The organism is Leminorella richardii (genome assembly GCF_900478135.1).
In the GTDB taxonomy this organism is placed as follows: domain Bacteria; phylum Pseudomonadota; class Gammaproteobacteria; order Enterobacterales; family Enterobacteriaceae; genus Leminorella; species Leminorella richardii.
The window spans coordinates 1,768,031-1,788,624 of the sequence record NZ_LS483470.1 but is presented as its reverse complement, the minus strand read 5'-3'; the positions used below and the strand labels follow the sequence as shown (position 1 = coordinate 1,788,624).

The following is a 20,594-nucleotide window of genomic DNA, read 5'->3' as shown; positions in this document are numbered from 1 at the left end:
TGCTGCATTTGAGGGATGTTCGCGTCTGACACTCACGCTGGTAAAGGATAAAAGCTAACCCGGCATGTAACCAAGCCAATCGTTTATCCTCTCCTACTCACTCAAAGCCATTGGTTCAATAACTGCCCGCTTGAAAGTGAATCAATACGCTGTAAAAAAAGAAAAAGGCCTACGATCTCTTATTCAGAGTTTTCATAGGCCTTCAGACTAGCGTCCTTGGTCACACAAACGTTAGAACATATATTTGATACCGATTAACGCTGACGTATCACTGTAGCCGCTCTTGCCCAATTTTTCAGAAACGTTGCCCCACAGGTTAAGCCGTTTGTTAATTTGACCTTCAACACCCAGCTTTAACTCACCCAGGTTTCTTGAGCCTTCTTGATCGACGCGAACACCGTTCATTTTAGCGCCGAAGTTCTTGCTATTGTGCAGCCAGTTCGCTTCGATAAAAGGCTGGAATACGCGATCTTTACCGCGATCCTGCTCGTGTTGCCCCTGCAAGTATAAACGCGCCCCCAAGCGAGTCATCAGATTACCGTCACCGTAGCTGGAAACGCGGGTTCCGTTCGTTTCGCGATGATCTTTCGCCTTGACGTTCATCCAGACAACCTGAGCCTGTGGCTGTAAAAACAGCTTTTCCTGACGCGCTTTGTTGTCCTTCAACAAGAAGGTATAGCCCGACTCCAGCGACAGCACTTCGCCTCGAGACTTATACTTTTCACCGCTGATATTATCGCCGTTAATCGAGTGCTTAAACCAGTTGTATTGTGCCCAGCTGTCTACATACAGGCCCGTTTTCTCTGCGTCGTTCTGGTACCACGTACCGTAAACACCTGCACTGTAGCCGTTAGTCTGACTTTTAGCCTTATAGTCAGTCAGGCGCGACTGCGTATTACCTTTACCATTGACGTAGCCAAACATCAGGCCAATGTGAGTACGATCCTCTCCGCTGCTGCTCCAGCTGGCAATATCACCGCCGCCCTGAATAACAAAACGGTTGCTCTGAGTTTTTGCCTGTGAATCACTGCTGTGTGAACGATTGTGTCCACCAACGGTTCTTAACCACATGCTGGTAGGATGTTCAATCTGTCCCTTTACCGCATCGGTATACTGCGGCTCGCCCAAACGGTCGTGCAGCGTGTGGACAAAAGCCTGGTTAGCCGTGGCGATGTTATCGATATAGGCGCCGCCTTCTGGGCGGTAGATATGCTCTTTATCGTCATTTCCTCCCGGCTTCGGATCCGGATCTCCTGGTTCGGTGCCTCCGCCCGGATTTTCACAATCTCCGACGCCGTTGACACAGGTAGAGGTCAGGTACCAGTTGCTGCTTTGGCTATTGGCGCTGGCATCCGTACCGCGGGCGAGATCGTACTCATAGGCGCCTGCAACAATACGTTGCCCCGCCGCCTTGACGAAGACACCGTTAGACGCGCCCTGCACTTCTACAATTTTGATTCCGTCCAGCGTTTGAGCGCCTGTTCCTCCGGCGTTAGCAACGGTGACATTGGTCGTGCCCGACGTATTGCCAAGAACGACCAAGCGGTCAGTTGCCGCATCGTCATAGGCCAGTACGGTATTGAAGGCAATGGTGCCCCCGTCACCGACGTAGTCACCGGTCACTTCCATCGTGGTGCCAGGAGTATTGCCGAAAGTAAGCAGGCCTTTGTGGGTCAGGCTGGCAACGCTCTGATCGTAGTTATTAAGATTGAGTACGCCACCGGTATCAACCGAGACGGCTGAATTGGCGCTAAACGCGTTTGCCGCTCCCGCGGAGAGTTTCCCCGTTTTTACATGGGTATCCCCGGTATAGGTATTCTGCGCAGTAAAAATGGTGTTGCCGCTAGCGATATTTTCCACATTGACGCCAAGCGCTCCGCTCATGACTGGAGCAAAAGCAGCCTCATCGGAATGGCGGAAATTAACCTGCGCATCGCCGCCCGCGTAGCCAATGATGGTGGGCGTATCAACAGTGCCGGCTTTACCCCCAGTGCCAACATTGAGGGTAGCTGCCGCCCCACTGCCGTAAGCCAGATGTATTCCATTCGTTGACTGAAACGTGCCTGAATCAGCAACATAAATGTTTGCCGTACCGTCAAAGGCAACATAGGCTGAATCCGTCGAGTACAGTGACGACGCGCCGGACACGAGTATGTTGGTCAGGCTGGCAGCGTCATCTGAAATATAGGTCAGACCCGAAATAATAAACTGACTGCCGGACATGATATTTAGGTTTGTCGTACCGCGAAATCCAAGATAAACCTCTGGCGCTTCAAACACACCGTTTGTCGACATATTGAAGTTGGTGACTGAATTCACACCTTCGTTAAACGCAGCCCAGTGGCCGGCATTGCTTCCGACCAGCAGTTTCCCGCCGTTGCTGATATTTACATCCAGCTTAGCGCTGTCGTTTCTGGCCGCAATAAAGGCGCTTTTAGCGGTAAACGAACCACCTCCGTCAATATTAATCACGTTTTCCGTTTGAACTGAGCTGTTATTAGCCCCTATATAGACGTTTTTTGCTACGTCCAGATTACCGCCACTAACCACGTCGATTCTGGCGCGACTGTTTGAAGAAATAGTGCTTTTCAGCATGTCGTCTGTGTGAACGTATCCGCTATTAGAGACCTTTAGCGTGGCCCAGGAGTCCGCAGTTGCGGCAGCATCCCCGTTCATTAAAATGCCTTGGGTTGACGTAAGCTGCGAGCCTGCGCCGTCAACAACAACCGTTCCGCTTTTCCCCAGGTTAGAAATGGTTAAAATTCCGCCAAAAGTGCCCGTACCGGTGTTGATAGCTACTTTTGCTCCGTCCAGAACTTCCAGATAGCCCTTCGCATTGTTGCCAACGGTAATGTAGGTGGAGACGTCAACGTCAGTACCTATACCGGTAATCGTGGCCTTACCTTCTCCGGTTCCGTGTCTATACGTTGTGTTATACCAGCCTTGAACGCCGCCGATATCAAAGATACCGATTTGCGCCGTCGCGCCGTTTGATATTAAAGCCTCGCCGTTCCCGTCAAAACCAACGTACAGTTTAGAGGCGATCAGGGAAGCCTTATCCGTTACCGTCAAACTGCCTGTCGCGGTTTTACCTACGGTAAAGTCGCCTTTTGAGGTCAAAATAGTGCCCACGCCCTGCACGTTTAGCGTCCCGGTTCCGGTACCGACAACGCCGGTTCCATAGCTCGGGCCGTTAATGGCGCCGCCGATCTGGATGGGTGAAGGTGTGTAAACATTTGCACCGCTACTAATGGTCAATTCGCCGTTAGCGCTGTGGCCAATAAGCAGCTGGTCTCCCAGAGCGATAGTCCAAGAAGAGGGAAAATCACCCGGTACCGTTTGGTGACTGTCAACGATGATGTTGGCCGCAAAGGCCGGTATCGTACAGGTAGTGAACAGCGCTGAGGCTATCGCAGAGCCTAGTATGGACGCTCTATATTTCTTGAGCATATTAATAACTTCCTTATTTAATATAACAGTATTTTTTAAGGGCTTTGTGAACGTCAGTCTTTGTCGCCCGGTTGACCTTCTGCCTGCGCCAGCGCGCGTAGCAAATATCTTCTATTCCATGCGGTTAAAGTCTTCCTCACTCACACTGCCATTGCCGCACGCTTTTAAAACGAATGGGCTACTGCAGCATTTAGCGGCTTCTATATTTATTTGGACACTAAGCTATTCTGACAGGCGAATTCTTCCCTAAGGGATGGTGAGCAACTTCGTGCTGTAATCCAGAACGGTAAGCTGGATAGATATACTTAGTTTGAAACGTGCGACTGCAGCGTTCACAGCGGTAGCGCTGCATACCACTCTTTCCTCGCCCGTGTTTACGAACGCTGTCTTTTTTGCCGCAGAATTTACATTCTGGCGTGGTGATTAATCGATATGTTTTAAATGCCGTCCATGCCATATATCACCTCAGAAACAATAATGATGCTTCTCTTTGCATTAACTGATACGGCAACCCAATCCGCTTTCAGTAAAAACGTTTGATTTTTCGCTTCATCCAAAATGCATCAAGCAACGGTTTTCTCAGTCCATTAACCGTATGAAATAGGCGTTTAAGAAAATCCCAGAAAGTTTAAAAACCATTCTTTTAATAAAATAATAGATCGAATTAATGCCATTCATCAACTGATTAGACCAATAAATTGAAAAACACCATTAAAAACAAAACTAAATACTGATATTGCTAAAAAACAAAAATAAAAGATCGACATTAGTCAAAATACAAGTGATAACACTAGTGATTATGATTTTTTGACTCAATGACTCTATAACACTATCATTTAAAAGGATTTTTTCGCTTACCAAGGCAGATTGGAACGTACTAACGTCGATAAAAAAGATATGTTTTTCAACAGCGTATATTTGATGGACTACCGGAGAAACCGTGTCCTTTAAGGGAAGCTCAAGATGAAACCGTAGCACTGATTATCTAAAAAAATAATTCTCACAACCGTTTAAATCATAAAAAACAGCTAAATCTTCACCGTTTGAATAATTAGAAAAGAAAGAAATCATATTCCTTCAATTTATAATGAAAACTCTCTTTTTTATTTTAATTAGGCAACGTATTTATCATTCAAAAACGACTAATACTTGCTCTTAAGAGGCTTATCTTGCCACTTCAGCGCCGCGCAGACTTGTAAAGCACAACCGCATGGATGCCCATGCGGTTGATCGGTCAAAAGCAGATCTGTCCTAACTAAATAGACTATCACCGCTTTGGTGTTGAAGCCCGGGGTGGTGGTCAAAGCGAACAACGCCAACCACCGCTTTACCTTCAACCGCGCGCTTTACTGCAGCAACGCCCTCAATACCGAAACCACCGCAGAGCTCAATGGCGACAGTCCCCTGATTAACCAACCTTATAGCGAGATCGCAAGCAGCCTGATAGCTGTTTACTGCACAGGTGGTCACACTCACGCTGTCCGTACAGACATCAGCGTGATGAATATCGGCATTTCCTTCGGGTGAAATAAAAATAAAAGCGGCTTTAAGCGACATACAGTGCCTCCATAGTGATATTAAGCGTGGTCAGAAACCGTTTCTGACCGCCTCTATCCTACTGAGCGCAATGAAGGGGTATTGTAAAAATGCGAACTAAAGTTTTTTTCCTGGAGAAAACCGGACGGCGATGCGCCGATAAAAAATTTGAAGTCCTTAATAAAGTGCGACTGATCGTAATAACCGTAGTCTAGCACGGCCGACAGATAGTCCTGCTGGCGGTTTAACAACAGGTGCCGAGTAAGCTGCTCGAAACGAATAATTCGCTGAAAGCGCTTCGGCGCGATGCCAAAATGATTTTTAAATATCTTTTGAAAATGTCGAGCGCCAAAGCCCGAAAATGCCGTAAGTTCGCCCTGAGTAACGCTTCGATGTCGGTAGTACATTCGGTTAACCACTTCATCTAGCCAGAGATGGGACGATTTTTTATTCAGCGCCAGCTGTTGAAGTAAAAACCGCTCGATGAGCTGTACCTGCGCGGCAGTGTTCGCTGCTTCGCAAAGGCGCTGCTCCAGCTCAGCTACCGGCTTCCCCCAAATGTCTATCGGACTGAGGCAAGTATCCGTCATCACTGTTTCCGGCAGCGGGCTAAAGTGCCTCAGCGCGCCGGTTCGAAAGCGCACTGCAATAAAGCTCACTGGGGCATTAAGCTGAAAGTGAAAGGCCGCGCGTCTAGGCAAAAGCAGAGAACTGGCTGGCCGCGTCACGCTGTTAACGTGGGATTGGATCGTATCGACAGGGCTCTGATAGAAAAAAAGCTCGCCGCCGCATCCGGGCAGTAAAGGCGGCAGGCTGCCCTCTTCTTGCCATGACCAGTAGCGGCTCACGTAACCGCGCAGCAAAGGCGAGGGATACATTTCGGTTAACTTCATCTTTACGTCTCAGACATGTTCCGTTGTCTCATATTCGCACAGTATATCCCAACGCGTCGTTTTTGAGATGTCTGTCTATTGCAAAAGCGTAGCGATGAAACTTGCAGTCTCTTTTAGCGCTCCCTCAGCGCTTCTTTGACCTTGTTCAGTGGTTTGATCAGGTAGTCGAGCACCGTTTTTTGTCCAGTTTTAATTTCAACGCTGGCCACCATGCCCGGTAAAATCGGGAACGTTTTTCCCGCTTTGTTGTGCAGCTGTGCACTCTGTGTACGCACATAGACACGATAGTAGTACTGATCGCGTCGCACTTCGTCCTGTAGCGTATCCGGAGAAATCACTTCAACCGTCCCCTCGAGATCGCCATAGATAGAAGAGTCATAGGCGGTAATTTTCACCTTGGCGGGCAGGCCGCTGCGAATATAGGCAATATCTTTCGGGTTAATGCGCGTGTCCACCAGCAGGCGGTCTTCCAGCGGTACAATCTCCATTAGCTTACCGCCCGGCGCAAGCACGCCTCCGACGGTAGTAATTTGTACGTCTTTCACGATGCCGCGCACAGGAGAAATCAGCGTCGCTCTATTCAGCTGATCCTCTTTACCCGCGACGACTTCAAGCTGGGCGTCCAGTTCGGCGTTATTCTTGACCTGCTCTTCTCTGGCTCTTACCGCATACTGGTTGCGCGCCTCGTCGATTTTTCCCTTGAGTTCACTGGCCTGCCGCTGTAGCCGAATCACCTCTACCTGACTGGCGGCCCCTTTCGCTACCAGTGGCTGAGTCATTTTCAATTCGGCCATGATCAAACGGTAGGACTGTTGAAAGTTCTCGACCGTTTCATCCAGATTTCGGCGGCGAGACTCATACAGCTGCCGCTCGCGGGCAACCAGCTCCGGCTCTCGAAGCGTGTCAGCGCTGAAAACCAGCGGTTCACCGCTCAACTCTGACCGAAGGCGCTCGGCAGAAGCCCTCAGCGTTCGCGCGCGAGAAGCAGCCTCGCCGAAGTTTGACTGGAAGCGTTTAGGGTCAAGGCGAGCCAATACCTGCCCTCGATTAACAATGTCCCCTTCCTGCACGGGCAGCTCAGACACAATGCCGCCGTCGAGAGATTCAATCTGCTGGGAGTGGGACGATGGCGTTATCTTGCCGGTTCCGACGGTGACCTCATCCAGTGTGGCAAAGCCCGCCCATAGGAAAAACAGAATGAGCCCCAGCAGCGTTAGCCAAACCACAGAGGAGTACCAGCGGCTGTGGCGCGCCAGCTCATCGTTCATGGAAGGTTGAATCATAAAGCGCCTCCTCTCAGGCAACCGCAGACGCAACGTGAGCGCTGCGGCTGGCCTTTGTCAGTATCTCGTCGCGCGGGCCGTCAGCAACGATCTTGCCCCCTTCCACCACGATAATTCGGTCAACCAGCGCCAGTAGCGCAGGGCGATGCGTTACCAATACCAGGGTCCTGCCCGTCATCCAGTTTCCAAGCTGATGAATCACATAGTTTTCCAGATGCTCGTCCATTGATGCAGTAGGCTCATCCAGTAGGACTACCTGTGGATTACGCACAATCAGTCGACTCAGCATCACCATCTGCCGCTGACCGCCAGACAGCCCCCGGCCGCCTTCATTGATCATGCGATCCAGACTGGCGGCGTCCTGTTGCACTAGGCTCAATGCACCGCTGATACGCAGCGCTTGAATAAGCTCCTGCTCGGTGGCGTGTGGATGCCCCAGCATCAGATTCTGACGCAGAGTGCCGAAAAACAGACGTGAATCCTGAGACAGCAGCCCAACCTGACGGCGCACGTCTACCGGATCGATCTGGCTCATATCCACACCGTCGATAATCACCTTTCCCCGGTTGGCTTCAGCCTGACCGGAAAGCAGCTTAAGCAGCGTTGATTTGCCCATGCCCACTTTGCCGAGAACGGCTACTCGCTCCCCGGCCTTAATCTCTAGGCTATCAATGTGCAAAGCCTGTACAGCCTTTTCTTCATCATAGCTGTACTGCACGTTTTGCAGCTGATAGTGCCCGGACAGTACCGGACAGCGCGCCATATTCTTTTCCGTATCCCGGTCAAGGGGCTTTTTCAACAGCTCATTCAGCCCTTCCATGGCGTTTTTAGCGTGCTGCCAGCGGGAAAACACCATCGTCAACTGCATCAGCGGTGCAATAGTGCGAGACGAGAGCAGGCTACAGGCCACCATGGTTCCGGTGGTGATTTCTCCCGCCAGCACCAGATAGGCACCGAACACCAGCATACCCGCATAGGTGATTTGCTGTACGGTTGAAGCCCACCCCGTCAGGCGTGAGCCCCACAGCCGTTGTTTCATGCCAATCGACGCGCTAACCGCATGAGTTTGCTCCCACTGCCGCTGAAAATAGGGTTCAGCCTGCAGTGCTTTAATGTCTTCAACCCCTTCAATCGACTCCACTAAAACGGCATTGCGGATGGCGCTCTCGCGCATCCCCTCTTTAGCCAGCCTCGCCATGGGCCACTGCACCAAAATGCCGGGGATCACAATAAGAGGAATAGCTAACAACGGAATCAGCACCAGCCAGCCGCCAACCCACGCCATAATGCCAAGGAACAGCAGCACAAACGGCATGTCCGCAGCTGCCCCCAGCGTTGTCGACGTTAACAGCTCGCGCACCTGATCGATTTCCCGCAGCTGAGAAATAAAAGAGCCGGTAGACTTCGGCCGCTCGTCGTTTTTAATCGCCATCGCTCGGGCAAAAAACAGCGAGGAGACTTTGAGATCTACGACCTTTCCCATAATGTCCGAAATGTGCGTACGCGCCTGACGAACGGCAAACTCCAGCGCTGCGGCTACCAGCACGCCCAAAAAAAGCACCCACAGCGTAGGATAGGATTCAGCGGGAATAACCCGGTCATACACCTGCATGGAAAACAGAATGCCCCCCAGCGCCAGCACGTTACCCACGACTGACGCCAGCGAGATTTCCCCCAGCTGGCGGCCAGCATGGCGAAAATGCTGCCAGAACCAGTGCTGCTGATAAGGGCGAATAAATTCGTCAATTCGCGCATCTTTACCCCGATCGGCAATGCCCAACAGGATGACGTCTGGCTGAAGCCTCGTCAGCAGCTCATCCAGCGCCACTTCGCGCTTCATATTGCCGCTAGCGCCTAGCCAGTAGGTCACATTACCGTCGGCGTCCATCGACTCCAGCACAATGGGAGAGCCGTCCTGAAGCTGAGCGATAACCGGCAGCAGCTCGTTTCTCCAGCGCGTCTTAGCCGCCGGAGATGTGCTGATTTGTAGCCCCATCATTCCACCGATGCATTCCAAACGGCGCAGCAAAGGCAGGCTTTCATACCAGCGCATCTGCTGACGCAGCGCGGGAACGTCGATAGATAAACCAAACTGCCCGGCGGCTCTCGCCATGGTGGTGATCCAGACTTCGGTATCGGGATAGTTTGTCATTGCAGTTTCCCCAATATGCGGATGGAGCGCGTAGCCCTGTCGTTACAGAGCGGGCAGCGCATCGTCTTCGGCCTTGTGGCGAACAATACCCAACATGTCCAGCAGGTTGTCTGCTGCACCGGCATAGCGAACCGCCGCGTCCCAGGCGTCATAGCGCGCGCCAATCTCGGCAACGTCAGCCTGCATGACGTCCTGTTCGACGCTAAGAAGATCGTTAAGGCTGCGCTTGCTGAGCTTATATTCATCCTGATAAACGCCGCGCGTCTGCTCTGCGCTTGTCTGTTGAGCCTTTCCAGCCATTTGCCTTTGGCCAGCGCCGTACATATCGGCATAGGCCGTCGCTGCCTTTTGGTTAATATCCAGCTTATTGGCTTCGACTTCAGCCTGAGCGGCACGCCGTTCTCCTTCAGCTGCGTCAATTTTTGCATTCAACGCGCCTCCCTGATAAATCGGCGCATTGACCACCAGCTGAATCTGGTCGTCCCAGTAGTTGCCGGTGTTATAGGAGTAGCGAGTACGCCCGGCCTGAACCGACACCGTCGGCCAACGCTGCGCCTTAGCCTGCTCAACGCGCTGAGCCGCCGCCTGCTGCTTTGCCTGAGCGCTGCGCACAGCGTTGTTTTGCTGGTAAGACAGCGTTTGCTTCATTTCCTGTTTGAGCAGGCTTTGCGGTACATCGGGAAGATTATCGGAGATGGCGCCGGTCAGTGCCGCCAGCGCGGCCTGAGAAGAGCGCACCTGTGACTGATACTGTTCATAGGTGGCGTTCATTGCAGCAATGCGCGAGCTGGCCTGAAGCACGTCAGACTGCGAGCTGAGCCCGGCGTCTGCACGCATTTGCGCCATATCTCGCACCTTTTGTAGCGACAGCAGGTTGCGCATCGACGCCTGAGCCAATTCCTGATAGCGCTTAACCTGTAGATAGTTTTGCAGCGTTTGCTGCCCAACGGCGTTCATCGTGCTGTACATCTGATACGTATAGGCGGCGGTCAGATTATTCTGCTCGTCAATGCTGCCGCTGGTTTTACCAAAGTCGTACAGCAGCTGTTGCAGATTCATCCCCACCGACCCGTTGTTATTCAACGATCCCGCAGAGTCCGTTTGGTGAGAACGACCAGCCCCCCCCTGCAAAGAAACCTGTGGAAACCAGGCGCTTTCAGCTGCACTTAGGTTTGCCTGCCCGACTTCAATTTGAGCTGCGGCTTGAGCAATCTGTGGATTGCGAGAAAACGCTCTCAGGATCGCATCGCGAATGGTTAGTGCATTAAGCTGTGCCTCGCTGGGCGCTGCGCTCCAGCGGTAGTCATCCGGTTCAGCGGCGTTAGCTTCTGAGAAAGCCAATACCGATATGCTACTGATAACTACCAAACCCAGAATACTCCAGTGCCGCGCTGCGCGCGGCCTGAAGCGATTTATCGTATACATCATGTGCCCCACCTATGTGTGATGACGGCTATTTATTACGCGCAGAAAGCTGAAATCACGTTGACTCAACGGTTCTGCGTCGTCAGGCCGCGCCCCGAAAAGGAAGGTCGCGGCAGCCCAGGTTTAGAGCACTCCAGCTCGAAATATGCGGCGCGCAAAGCGTGCGCGCTCGCTTAACTCACTACACCAGATTTACATGCAGGCCGTGCTGGATCAGCACGTCCCCTAACGTACTGCCTTCTTGAGCCGAGTTGTGGTACACGTCGTAGGTCACACCGCCGACTTCACGCTGACCGCTGACCGACCAGGTATCTCCATGACTGCTGACCAGATTGACCCAGTCATCATCGTCCCCTTGAATAATCAGGCTGTCGCTTGGTCTGTCAGTCACGTTAAGCGAACTGTTCAGATCTAGCGTAATGCCGTTACTCCCTGACAGTCCCAGATTGATGATGTCGATGTTCTGAACTTTATCTCCTAGCGCGGTCAGATCCAGATTTAGCCCGTTGCCCGCCAGAATCAGGGTGTCGATACCCGCTCCGCCGTCGATGTGGCTGAAACCGAGACTGCTGAGATGGATTTCGTCGTTACCGGCGCTGCCCACCACCGCTTCACCGCTAAGCTGTACGCCGCTGGATAGAACGGCTGACAGACTGTGCTGGCTCTCAACGGCTGAACTCTCCGTCGTATGTGATTCACTTTCAGCCGGTGTACTGGCTGGCGTGCTGGCCGCTGTTCTTGCCGTATCCGTGTGCTCTGAGGTCGTGGCCGATGTAGAGGACTCATGGCCGCTTCCGTCCGTCGCCAAGGCGTCGTGTGCAAGCGCAGTCGGTTGTACTAACGGCGGCAGCACCAGCGCAGTTCCCAACCCGACTTCGACGCTAACCCCGTTTCCGACGGAGTCCACCGCCTCCAGCTTCACCAGTGAAGCCAGAGTCAACGACAGTAGTTGAGTCAGCGTCAGGTGCAGCGTGACCGTCCAGGTACCGTTGTCGCTAACCTGAGCCGCAACGCCAGCCAGTCCCAGTACTGACACCATCAGCTTGCCGCTGCTGCCCAGATAGCGTGAGTTACCTGTGATGGTCAAACCGTTGTTCAACAGCTGAGTGACGTTGAGCAACGAAAGCGGGTTATAGGACAGCTGAGGCGCGGTTAATTTCACCTCTGCTGACGCGTGCGCCGAGCTGGTATTGCCTGCCGCATCGCGTACCGTAACATCCACTTGCAGGTTGCCGTTTGGCAGTGATTGCAGAATGTTATTGGGTAGACTTAGCGACCAAGTGCCGTTAGGCCCAACCGTTGCGTTAAAATTGACGCCCCCCACGGTCACCGTCACCGTCGCACCAATGGCGTTGGTTAAGGTTCCACCGAGTACCTGACCCGCTAAAGCGTCCGCAATGTTCAAGCCACCGTCGCCAAACAGCTGATTAAGCGTAACTGTCGGGAGATTATGGGTAATGACCGTCAGCGGACTGCTTGCTGAGACTGTATTGCCCGCACCGTTAGTCACCGATGCGCTGACCGTATAGTTTCCGTCCAGCAGGCCGCTTAGCAGAGAGCCGGAAACGCTCACCGACCAGCTGCCGTCACTACCTACCAGCGCATGGAAGACCTGTGTTCCAATGGTGATATTTACCGTAGAGCCTTGGGCATTGGTGGATGTACCGCTGATAGTTTGAACTGACAGCAGATCCGCTGCGCTCAGGCCATCATTGCCAAAGATATTGGTCAACGACAGCGTCGGTGGCTGATGGGCAGTAACCTGCAGCAGGCTCGAAGAAGAAGCCTGGTTACCGGCGGCGTCTTTCACCGAGACGCTAACGGTAAAGCTACCGTCCTGAATGGTGCTTAAAATGGCCGGAGAGAGGGAAAGGCTCCACGCGCCGTTGGCTCCCACAGTGGCGTTATAGGTGCTACTGCCGATAGTCACTAGGATCTGTGTACCAACGCTCAAGTTACTGCTGGTGCCGCTGATGGTTTGAGCCGTCAGCAGATCAACCACACTCAGCAGGCCGTCGCCGAACAGCGATCCGATAGAAATCGAAGGCAGTTTGTGAATAATCGCGTTCAGCGAGGCGCTGGCGCTGTTGCTATTGCCTACCGCATCCACTACCGAGGCGCTGACACTTAACGTACCGTCAGGCAGGTTACTCAATACGCTACCGGGAACCAGAACGCTCCACGTGCCGTTCGGATTGATGGTGGCGTTAATCAGGGTTCCCCCTACATTGATCGCCACCTGACCGGAAGTCAGATTAGTCACCGTTCCGCTAATAAGCTGACCGGCAGCCGCTTCGACCTGATTCAGGAAGCCGTCGTTGCCAAACAGCGGATCGAGACTCACCACTGGCAGGTTTTTCAGACCAACCTGAACGTTTGCGGTCGTATTGGTGCTGTTACCGTCCGGCGTAGTGATATTGATGTTTGCCGTCAGGTTACCGTCCGGTAGCTGTGACAGTACGGATGGCAACACATTGATGCTAAAGGAGCCGTCCGCCTGTGTAACAACGCCAACCAGCGTGCTGTTACCCAGTTTAATTGTCACAACCGTGCCGATTGGCGCATTGCTCAACATACCGCTGATAGTTTGCGTCAGCGTAGCGTCTGTCGCGTTAAGCAGACCGTCACCAAACAGCGTAATGCTGCCCAGCAGCGGCGGCAGCAGATCCAGATGCAGACCGACACTGGTATTTGCCGGGTTACCGGCAACGTCGCTGGCGCTGACGGATACGGTAACGTTACCGCTGCCAATCCCCTGAAGAATACCAATAACAGAAGGCGTTAGCGCCACGCTCCAAGTACCGTCGGCGTTGACGACGGCGCTAAGCGTCGGCGCTCCGGCAATATTGACAGAGATGGTTCTTCCCGCCAGCCCGGTTGAAGTGCCGCCGATGGACAGCGCCCCCAGCAGCTCAGTAATGCTGAGCGTGCCGTCACCAAACAGCGGATTGAGCGAAATCGTCGGCAGGTTATGGGTGATTACGTTCACATTGACGTTTTGCTGTACGGAGTTACCCGAGGTGTCGGTCACCTTGACGCCAACAGTAGTGATGCCATCGCTTAATCCACTAAGGATGTTTGAAGGAATGGAGACAGACCAAGTACCGTTCGGTAGAACGGTTGCTCCATACGTCTGGGTTCCCAGTGTAACCGTTACGCTCACACCCGGAGACCAGTTGCCAATAACGCCGGTTATCAGCTGCGATGCCGTTGACTCCAGCAGGCTCAACAGACCGTCGCCAAAGGCGACAACAGAGTTAATGGTCGGCAGATTGGTTAACGCCAGCTGCGTATTGATAAGCTGGTGAGCCACGTTGCCGTTGGCGTCGGTAATCGAAAGATCCAGCGCCAGCGTATTGCCGATAAGCCCTGCCCACAGAGAAGGATCGAGTGACAGGCTCCACTTTCCGTTAGGGCCAACCTGCGCTGTCAGCGTTTGACCTGCGATAGTCAGAGAAACCGTGGCGCCCGCATAGTTACCGGTAGCCGTACCGGAAATCACCTGCGTCAGCAGCGACTCTGCCAGATTAAGGATACCGTCACCGCCGAAGACCAGCCCTGCGCCGACGCCAAGCAGTGAGTTAATCGCTACGTTGAGGCCAACGTTGGCTGACGTCACGTTACCCGCGGCGTCCGTTGAGGTCACACCAATCGTTATTGGGCCGTCAACCAGATTTACCAGCTGCTCTGGTGTAAAACTTACCTGCCACTTGTTATCCCCACCGACGGTCGCCGTCAGGATAGTTCCCCCCAGCGAAACTCGAATAGTGTCGCCAGCGTTACCCGTTCCGGTGATCAGCAGATCCACAAGTGCTTCTAGCGCCGTCAGCACGTTGCCAACGCCCAGTACGTCTACGGTGAGCAGCGGTGCGATAGTGTCTACTTGAATAGGATGGCTTGCTGAGCCGGGGTTACCCGCGGCATCGCTGACCGAGGCGGTAATGGTGTTTGCCCCCTGAGGAAGCTGGCTTAAATCGCCCTTCGGTACTGTGACAGACCAAGAGCCGTCACCCTGCACCACAGTGTGATAGTCTTTGCCATTGAGTGACACCGTCACCTGGCGGCCAACCACGCCACCACTGGTGGTGCCGCTAATAGTTTGCCCCAATGACGCCTGCGCTTCGGTAGAGTTAAGCCTGTCATTACCGGTAAAGGTACCGATAGTAATGGTGGGAGCCACGGTATCGACAATAACGTTCTTGATATCCACCATAATGGGTAAGCTTGTCTGAGCTTTGACAGTATACGAACCATCTCCATTTATCAGATCTAAAGTAGAAATATTTACTGACCAATTACCATTGATGTCTACCGATGGAGATCCAACAAGCATATCGTTTAGATAGACCAAAACTATCCCCGGCGGAAGCACTCCGTGGCTTTTACCACTTACGGTAAATGTCGTTTGCCCATTCAACTCCGAGAAATTGAGGTAGCCATCGCCGCCAATCGGATTAATGCTCAAGCTAGGATCAACGGTTGTCAGGTCAACGCTAATCGACGTCAACGGCGTGCTGTTGGTATTACCCGCCTTGTCGGTTACAGACACCTGTAAAGTACCCGAGGTCAGCGTATCCAGCTCGGTCGGCTGCAGCGTTAAGCTCCAAACGCCGCCTTCCTGTACCTTGGTCGTAAAAGTCTGCCCACCTAGTGTGATGGTGACCGTTTGTCCAACTTCAGCGCTAGTCGTGCCGCTTAGCACCTGAGGCAGCAGGCTTTCTGCATAGTTCAGCGCGTTATCACCGGCAAAGCTGCCCACCGTAATGGTTGGCGGTGTCAGTGAGAAGTGTACCGCATAGTCAGCGCTACTACTGTTGCCCGCTGCGTCTTTCACGGTCACAACGATATCGTGTACGCCGTCGTCTATTCCAATAAACGAACCCAGCGGAAGCTCTAGGCTCCAAGTACCATCACCGTTGTTAATGGCATCTATTGGCGTACCACCTGCGATAGTTACCTGTACTGTCACTCCCGGCGTGCCTGCCGCCACGCCAAGACTACCGGTGATCACTTGAGTTATTGATGCTTCGTTCTCATTCAGATAGCCGTCGCCGAACGGCAAGTTAATAGTGGGCTGAGGAAGCGTCAGCTGTGCGTTAAACGGCAGGTCAACACTATTGCTGTTACCCGCCGCATCGGTTGCTGTCAGTGTTAGTGTATGGGAGCCGTTGTTCAAGCCAAGCAGTGCGTTGGCATCGATAGTGGCAGTCCAGTTACCGTTGCTGTCAATCGTCACGGGGTATGAAACGCCCCCTAGGTCGATAGTCAGCATCACGCCTTGACCTGTTCCAGTGATACCGGTCTTACCGGTCAGAACAATGGTTTGCCCCGCTTCGCTGAGATTCAGATAGCCGTCCAGGAAGGGATTTCCCACCGGGTCAAAGCTTGGCGTAGGCAGCGTCAGATAGGCGTTAAAGCTCAAATCCTTCTCTGAAACGTTGCCTGCGGAGTCGGTAACCTTGACGTGAATGTCGTGCGGCACGTTAGGATCGAGCCCGGTCAGCGTTCCGCTACCCAGCGTAATGCTCCACTGACCGGCATCGTTAACGGTGACAGTCTGAGGAACGCCGTCCAGAGTAACAACCACCGTTTGCCCCGGCCCGGTCAGGCCAGTTGTTCCACTAATGACTTGACCCGCCGCGCTACTTGCTTCAGACAGGTTCAAAACGCCATCGCCAAACGGGGTATTGATTGTCGCGTTAGGCAGGTGATTAATAAGCACCTGTAGCGTATCGCTAACGGTCGTGCTGTTACCGGCGCTGTCAGTCGCTTTGATAGTGATTGTCCAAGAACCGTCCTGAAGGCCAAGCAGCGTTGTCGAATCCAAAGGCAGCGTCCAGTGACCGTTGGCATCTACCGTCGCTTCGATAGGTATGCCGTTTACGCTAACGATAACCGTTTGCCCCAAACCGATTACGCCGGTAGAGCCGCTCAGTTCGCCGCCCAGCAGCGCTTCCGCATGGTTCAAAATGCCGTCGCCAAAGGGGAGATCGAGTGTTGGTGCCGGAATATTGTGGATGACGGAGGTGAATGACAGATCCGGACAGGTCACATGGTTGCCTGCCGCGTCAGTCAGGGTGACGCTGATGGAGTGCCCAGTATCAAGCAGCCCTTGCAGCACGTCCGGCGGGAGCTGTACTGACCAGTTACCGTTGGCGTTTACCGTACCGTCGTATCGAACACCGTCCAGGGTAATATAAACGCTCTGCCCTGCGCCGATAAGGCCCGAAGAACCAGTTAACGTCTGCCCCGCTAGCGCTTCAGCCAGATTAAGTATACCGTCGCCAAACAGCGGTAGTGTCAACACTGCCAGCGGTGCCTGAAGGTGTACGTCAAGCGAACCGTGGGCGCTGCCCTGATTTCCGTAGCTGTCCTGCGCCGTTACGACGATCTCAGTCGGCCCGTTATCAAGCCCGCTCAGCACACCGGCCGGAATATTTACTGTCCAATGCCCCGATGTTGTTACCGAGCCAGTGTAGGTATCACCGCCAATGGTAACGGAAACCACCGTGCCAATCGGCAGATTGGTGCAAGATCCGGTCAACGCACCGCCGTCCAGCATCTCGGCAATGCTCAACAGGCCGTCGCCAAACATCGGATCCAGCGTCAGCGCTGGCAGATTGTGAGTCGCGACGGTGATATTCAACAGCTCCTCGGTACTGTTGCCCGCCTCGTCAGTGACTTTCACGGTGATTGTGCTGCTACCGTCTTCCAGCGCCAACAGATCGGTGGCGCTCACCGCTAGCTCCCAGTGCCCTTCGCTGTCTGCGGTGACAATGGTAGTTTTGCTGCCGATGGTGATACTGACCTTCGCGTCGGGATCGGTTGAGCCGCTCAGCAGCTGGCCTAACAGCGCTTCAGCATAGTTAAGAATGTTGTCGTTGACGAAGATATCAATACTCAGCAGCGGCGGTACGGTATCTACCACTACATTGTGACTACCTGATACTGAGTTACCCGCCACATCGCTGACTTCTACTGTAATAGTCTGTAAGCCCTGATCCAATCCTTCAACGACGCTGGACGGTACGCTGAATGACCAGTTTCCAGAGGAGTCTACCGTAGTTGTGTACTCCTTCCCATCCAGAGTAATGGTGACCTCTTGCCCTTCGGTAACATGTGTTGTTGTGCCGCTAATAACGACATCAGACTCAGACTCTTTCACATTGATTACGTCATCACCGGCTACGGTATTAATCGTGATGGTTGGTAAATTGCCCGGAGAGGCGATAACGGTAATGTCTTGTGAATCAGTGGCTGGGTTACCCACACTGTTCACCACCTTGGTCGATACAGTAATCGGCCCGTCCGGCAGCTGCTGTACGTCAAGAGCGGGAATGGTATAGCTCCAGCTGCCGTCTTCCTGGATTTCAGCTGTATAGGTTTTTTCGTTGAGCGTAATGGTGACCAGTTGCCCTTCGGCCATACCGGTTGTGGTGCCTGAAATCACCAGCGGCTGCTGGTGCTCAGTGGCATTAACGTAGGCGTCGTTACCGACCGCCACAATGTCTACGGTTGGAAAGCTATTGCTGGACGCGTTAAGCGTTACGGAGGTTTCATCGCTGATTGAGTTCCCTGCGGTATCGCTTAGTGAGGTTTTTACCGTAATGTTGCCGTCAGACAGGCCGTTGAACGTTCCCGCCGGTAGAGTAATTTGCCAGGTGCCGTCACCTTGAACAACGCCAGTATAGTCACCTCCGCCCGGTACCAGAGTAATATGCACTGTCTGCCCGGCCTCACTCAGCGAGGCTGTACCGCTAATCAGAATGGCCGCTAGCGCTTCAGCGGCGTTGATGACCCCGTCACCGGCGATAGTGCCTACTGTCAGCGTTGGCGGTGTAGTATCAACCACAAAGGTACTGTTAAGCTCCGTGCTGTTGCCCGCAAAGTCGCTCACTGTCACAGTTATCGATACGCTCCCCTCATCTAATCCTTGCAGGTCTGATGAGGTGAGTTGTAAAGTCCACGAGCCGTTAATATCAACCGTCGCCGTGTAGTCCTTGCCGCCAATATTGACAGTAACAGTCTGTCCAAGACCGCTAACGCCCGTTGTTCCCGACAGCGTCTGCGTAGCGTCGGCCTCAGCCTGATTCAAAATACCGTCGCCAAACGGCGTATTCAGCGTTGGTACGGGTAGCTCATGGGTCGCTACGTTCAGCGTTGACGACACGGTGGTTTCATTACCTGCCTCATCGGTAACCGAGGCGGTGATCGTCACACTACCATCCAACAGCGCCGCCAGCTCTTCAGCACTCACTGCAAGTTCCCAATGGCCTTCGCCATCAGCAGTAACAACTGTGGTGCTATCGCCTATTTTTACCGTGACCTTTGCATCGGGATCCGCTGTACCGCTCAGAATTTGTTCCAGCAGTGATTCGGCGTAGTTCAAAATGTTATCTTTGATAAAAATATCAATCGTCAGCAGAGGTGGAACAGTATCTACGTCGACAGTATGACTGTCTGTTGCAGTATTGCCTGCAACGTCACTGACTTTGACCGTAATTGTTTGTTCGCCCTGGTTTAATCCCTGAGCAGCGCTGGGAGGTAGGCTAAATGACCAGTTACCAGAGGCGTCTACCGTTGTGGTGTAATCTTTGCCCTGAATGGTAATAGTGACCTTCTGACCCGCCGTCACGTGCGTTGTTGTGCCGCTAATGATGACGTTTGACTGAGCTTCCTGTGCGTTAATCACGTCATCACCAGCTACCGTGTTAACGGTGATAGTGGGTAAATCCTCAGCCGAAGCGATCACTGTAATATCGTGAGTGTCCTGCCCTGTTTTTCCTGCCGCGTCTTGTACCTTGGCAGTCACTGTAAGCTTACCGTCCGGTAGCTGTTGGACATCCTGCGCCGGAACGGTAAAGCTCCAGCTGCCGTTGGCCTGAATCGTCGCCGTATAGGATTTACCGTTCAGCGTAATCTGTACACTTGAACCGGCAGTCATATGGGTGGTTGTACCGGAAATAAGCAGAGGCTGCTGGTGTTCAAGGGCGTTAATATAGGCGTCGTTACCTACGGTGATGATGGTGACTGTGGGCGCATCGCCTCCTCCATTGTTACCGCCTCCATTATTGCCACCTCCGTTGTTGCCGCCCCCATTGTTGCCCCCTCCGTTGTTGCCCCCTCCGTTGTTACCACCTCCGTTATTTCCGTTGTTGCTACCAGAAAATACGTTATTGTGGTGGTTTCCTCCGCCGCCAGATCCTCCAAATGCAGCTGCGCCTACCGCAAGAAGCCCCCCTAAAGCCGCTAGTGCAAGAGCGACTGGAGTATTATCGTTAGTTTCTACTACTTCATAAGTTGGTACTATTGTTTGTTCAGCAGAGGATGCAGGCAGCTCGGCAAAAGGAAACACGGCATGTTGTTGAGACTCACCGTCGTCAAAAACCAGTTCACTTTGCTCTGAGTCAGTACTAAGAAAAAAGTTTTGATAGCGCACAGTCGAACCGTCTTTCATATGCAGAATAAGATCGTTTCCGGCGCGCTCATAGCGAGCGACCATCGCCGGACTACCCTGCATATGAACAACGCTAGGTTGTGCCATAGCTACAGTGCGACTTCCCGCTTCGTAAGTCGCCACCTCTTCGCCGCCGCTGAGAGAAATAACCGATATGTTGTTTTCGAGAGCCATGTCTTACATCCCCTTACCACAATCAATAGATGCAAAAGCGCCGTTATAACGACGCAGATAATTCATCTGACGGAGTTTTAGCGTCCGACAAATGATCGGCTGTCCATGATGAAAAAGATTTCCACGAGAATAAAAAGGGCTTTTTAAGCGTTTATCTAAGTGTTGTGTATAGATGTATAAGCAATGTTTCACATTTAATCAAAATTAAAAAAACAAAAAAATCA

At 52.8% G+C, this 20,594-nt stretch carries 8 protein-coding genes; all 8 read right to left on the bottom strand.

Features of this window, described 5'->3' with window-relative positions:
• Positions 1–231: 231 nt before the first annotated feature.
• The 8 genes from DQM29_RS08275 to DQM29_RS08245 all read right to left on the bottom strand — a co-directional run bounded on the left by DQM29_RS08275 (position 232) and on the right by DQM29_RS08245 (position 20,370).
• The gene (locus DQM29_RS08275; protein ID WP_111740241.1) at positions 232–3,450 is read right to left on the bottom strand and encodes an autotransporter outer membrane beta-barrel domain-containing protein; all 3,219 of its coding nucleotides are present in this window, start codon (positions 3,448–3,450) and stop codon (positions 232–234) included.
• Between the two features lie 217 nt (positions 3,451–3,667).
• Positions 3,668–3,907 (bottom strand): transposase, encoded by a 240-nt coding sequence (locus tag DQM29_RS18810; RefSeq protein WP_462927031.1) that lies wholly within the window; start codon positions 3,905–3,907, stop codon positions 3,668–3,670.
• A 794-nt stretch (positions 3,908–4,701) separates the two neighbouring features.
• On the bottom strand, positions 4,702–5,007 hold the full coding sequence (locus tag DQM29_RS08270) for a DUF6506 family protein (RefSeq protein ID WP_111740240.1): 306 nt from the start codon (positions 5,005–5,007) through the stop codon (positions 4,702–4,704).
• A gap of 53 nt (positions 5,008–5,060) precedes the next feature.
• Positions 5,061–5,879, bottom strand: a complete 819-nt coding sequence (locus tag DQM29_RS08265) for a helix-turn-helix domain-containing protein (RefSeq protein WP_111740239.1) — start codon at positions 5,877–5,879, stop codon at positions 5,061–5,063.
• Between the two features lie 113 nt (positions 5,880–5,992).
• Positions 5,993–7,162 (bottom strand): beta-barrel domain-containing protein, encoded by a 1,170-nt coding sequence (locus tag DQM29_RS08260; protein WP_111740238.1) that lies wholly within the window; start codon positions 7,160–7,162, stop codon positions 5,993–5,995.
• Between the two features lie 13 nt (positions 7,163–7,175).
• Positions 7,176–9,314 carry a type I secretion system permease/ATPase gene (locus DQM29_RS08255; RefSeq protein WP_111740237.1) on the bottom strand — a complete coding sequence of 713 codons (2,139 nt, stop codon included), beginning with the start codon at positions 9,312–9,314 and terminating at the stop codon, positions 7,176–7,178.
• A gap of 42 nt (positions 9,315–9,356) precedes the next feature.
• The gene (locus tag DQM29_RS08250) at positions 9,357–10,742 is read right to left on the bottom strand and encodes a TolC family outer membrane protein (protein ID WP_232054880.1); all 1,386 of its coding nucleotides are present in this window, start codon (positions 10,740–10,742) and stop codon (positions 9,357–9,359) included.
• 178 nt (positions 10,743–10,920) lie between these two features.
• Positions 10,921–20,370, bottom strand: coding sequence for an Ig-like domain-containing protein (locus DQM29_RS08245; RefSeq protein WP_111740236.1), 9,450 nt, complete (start codon positions 20,368–20,370; stop codon positions 10,921–10,923).
• Between the last annotated feature and the right edge of the window lie 224 nt (positions 20,371–20,594).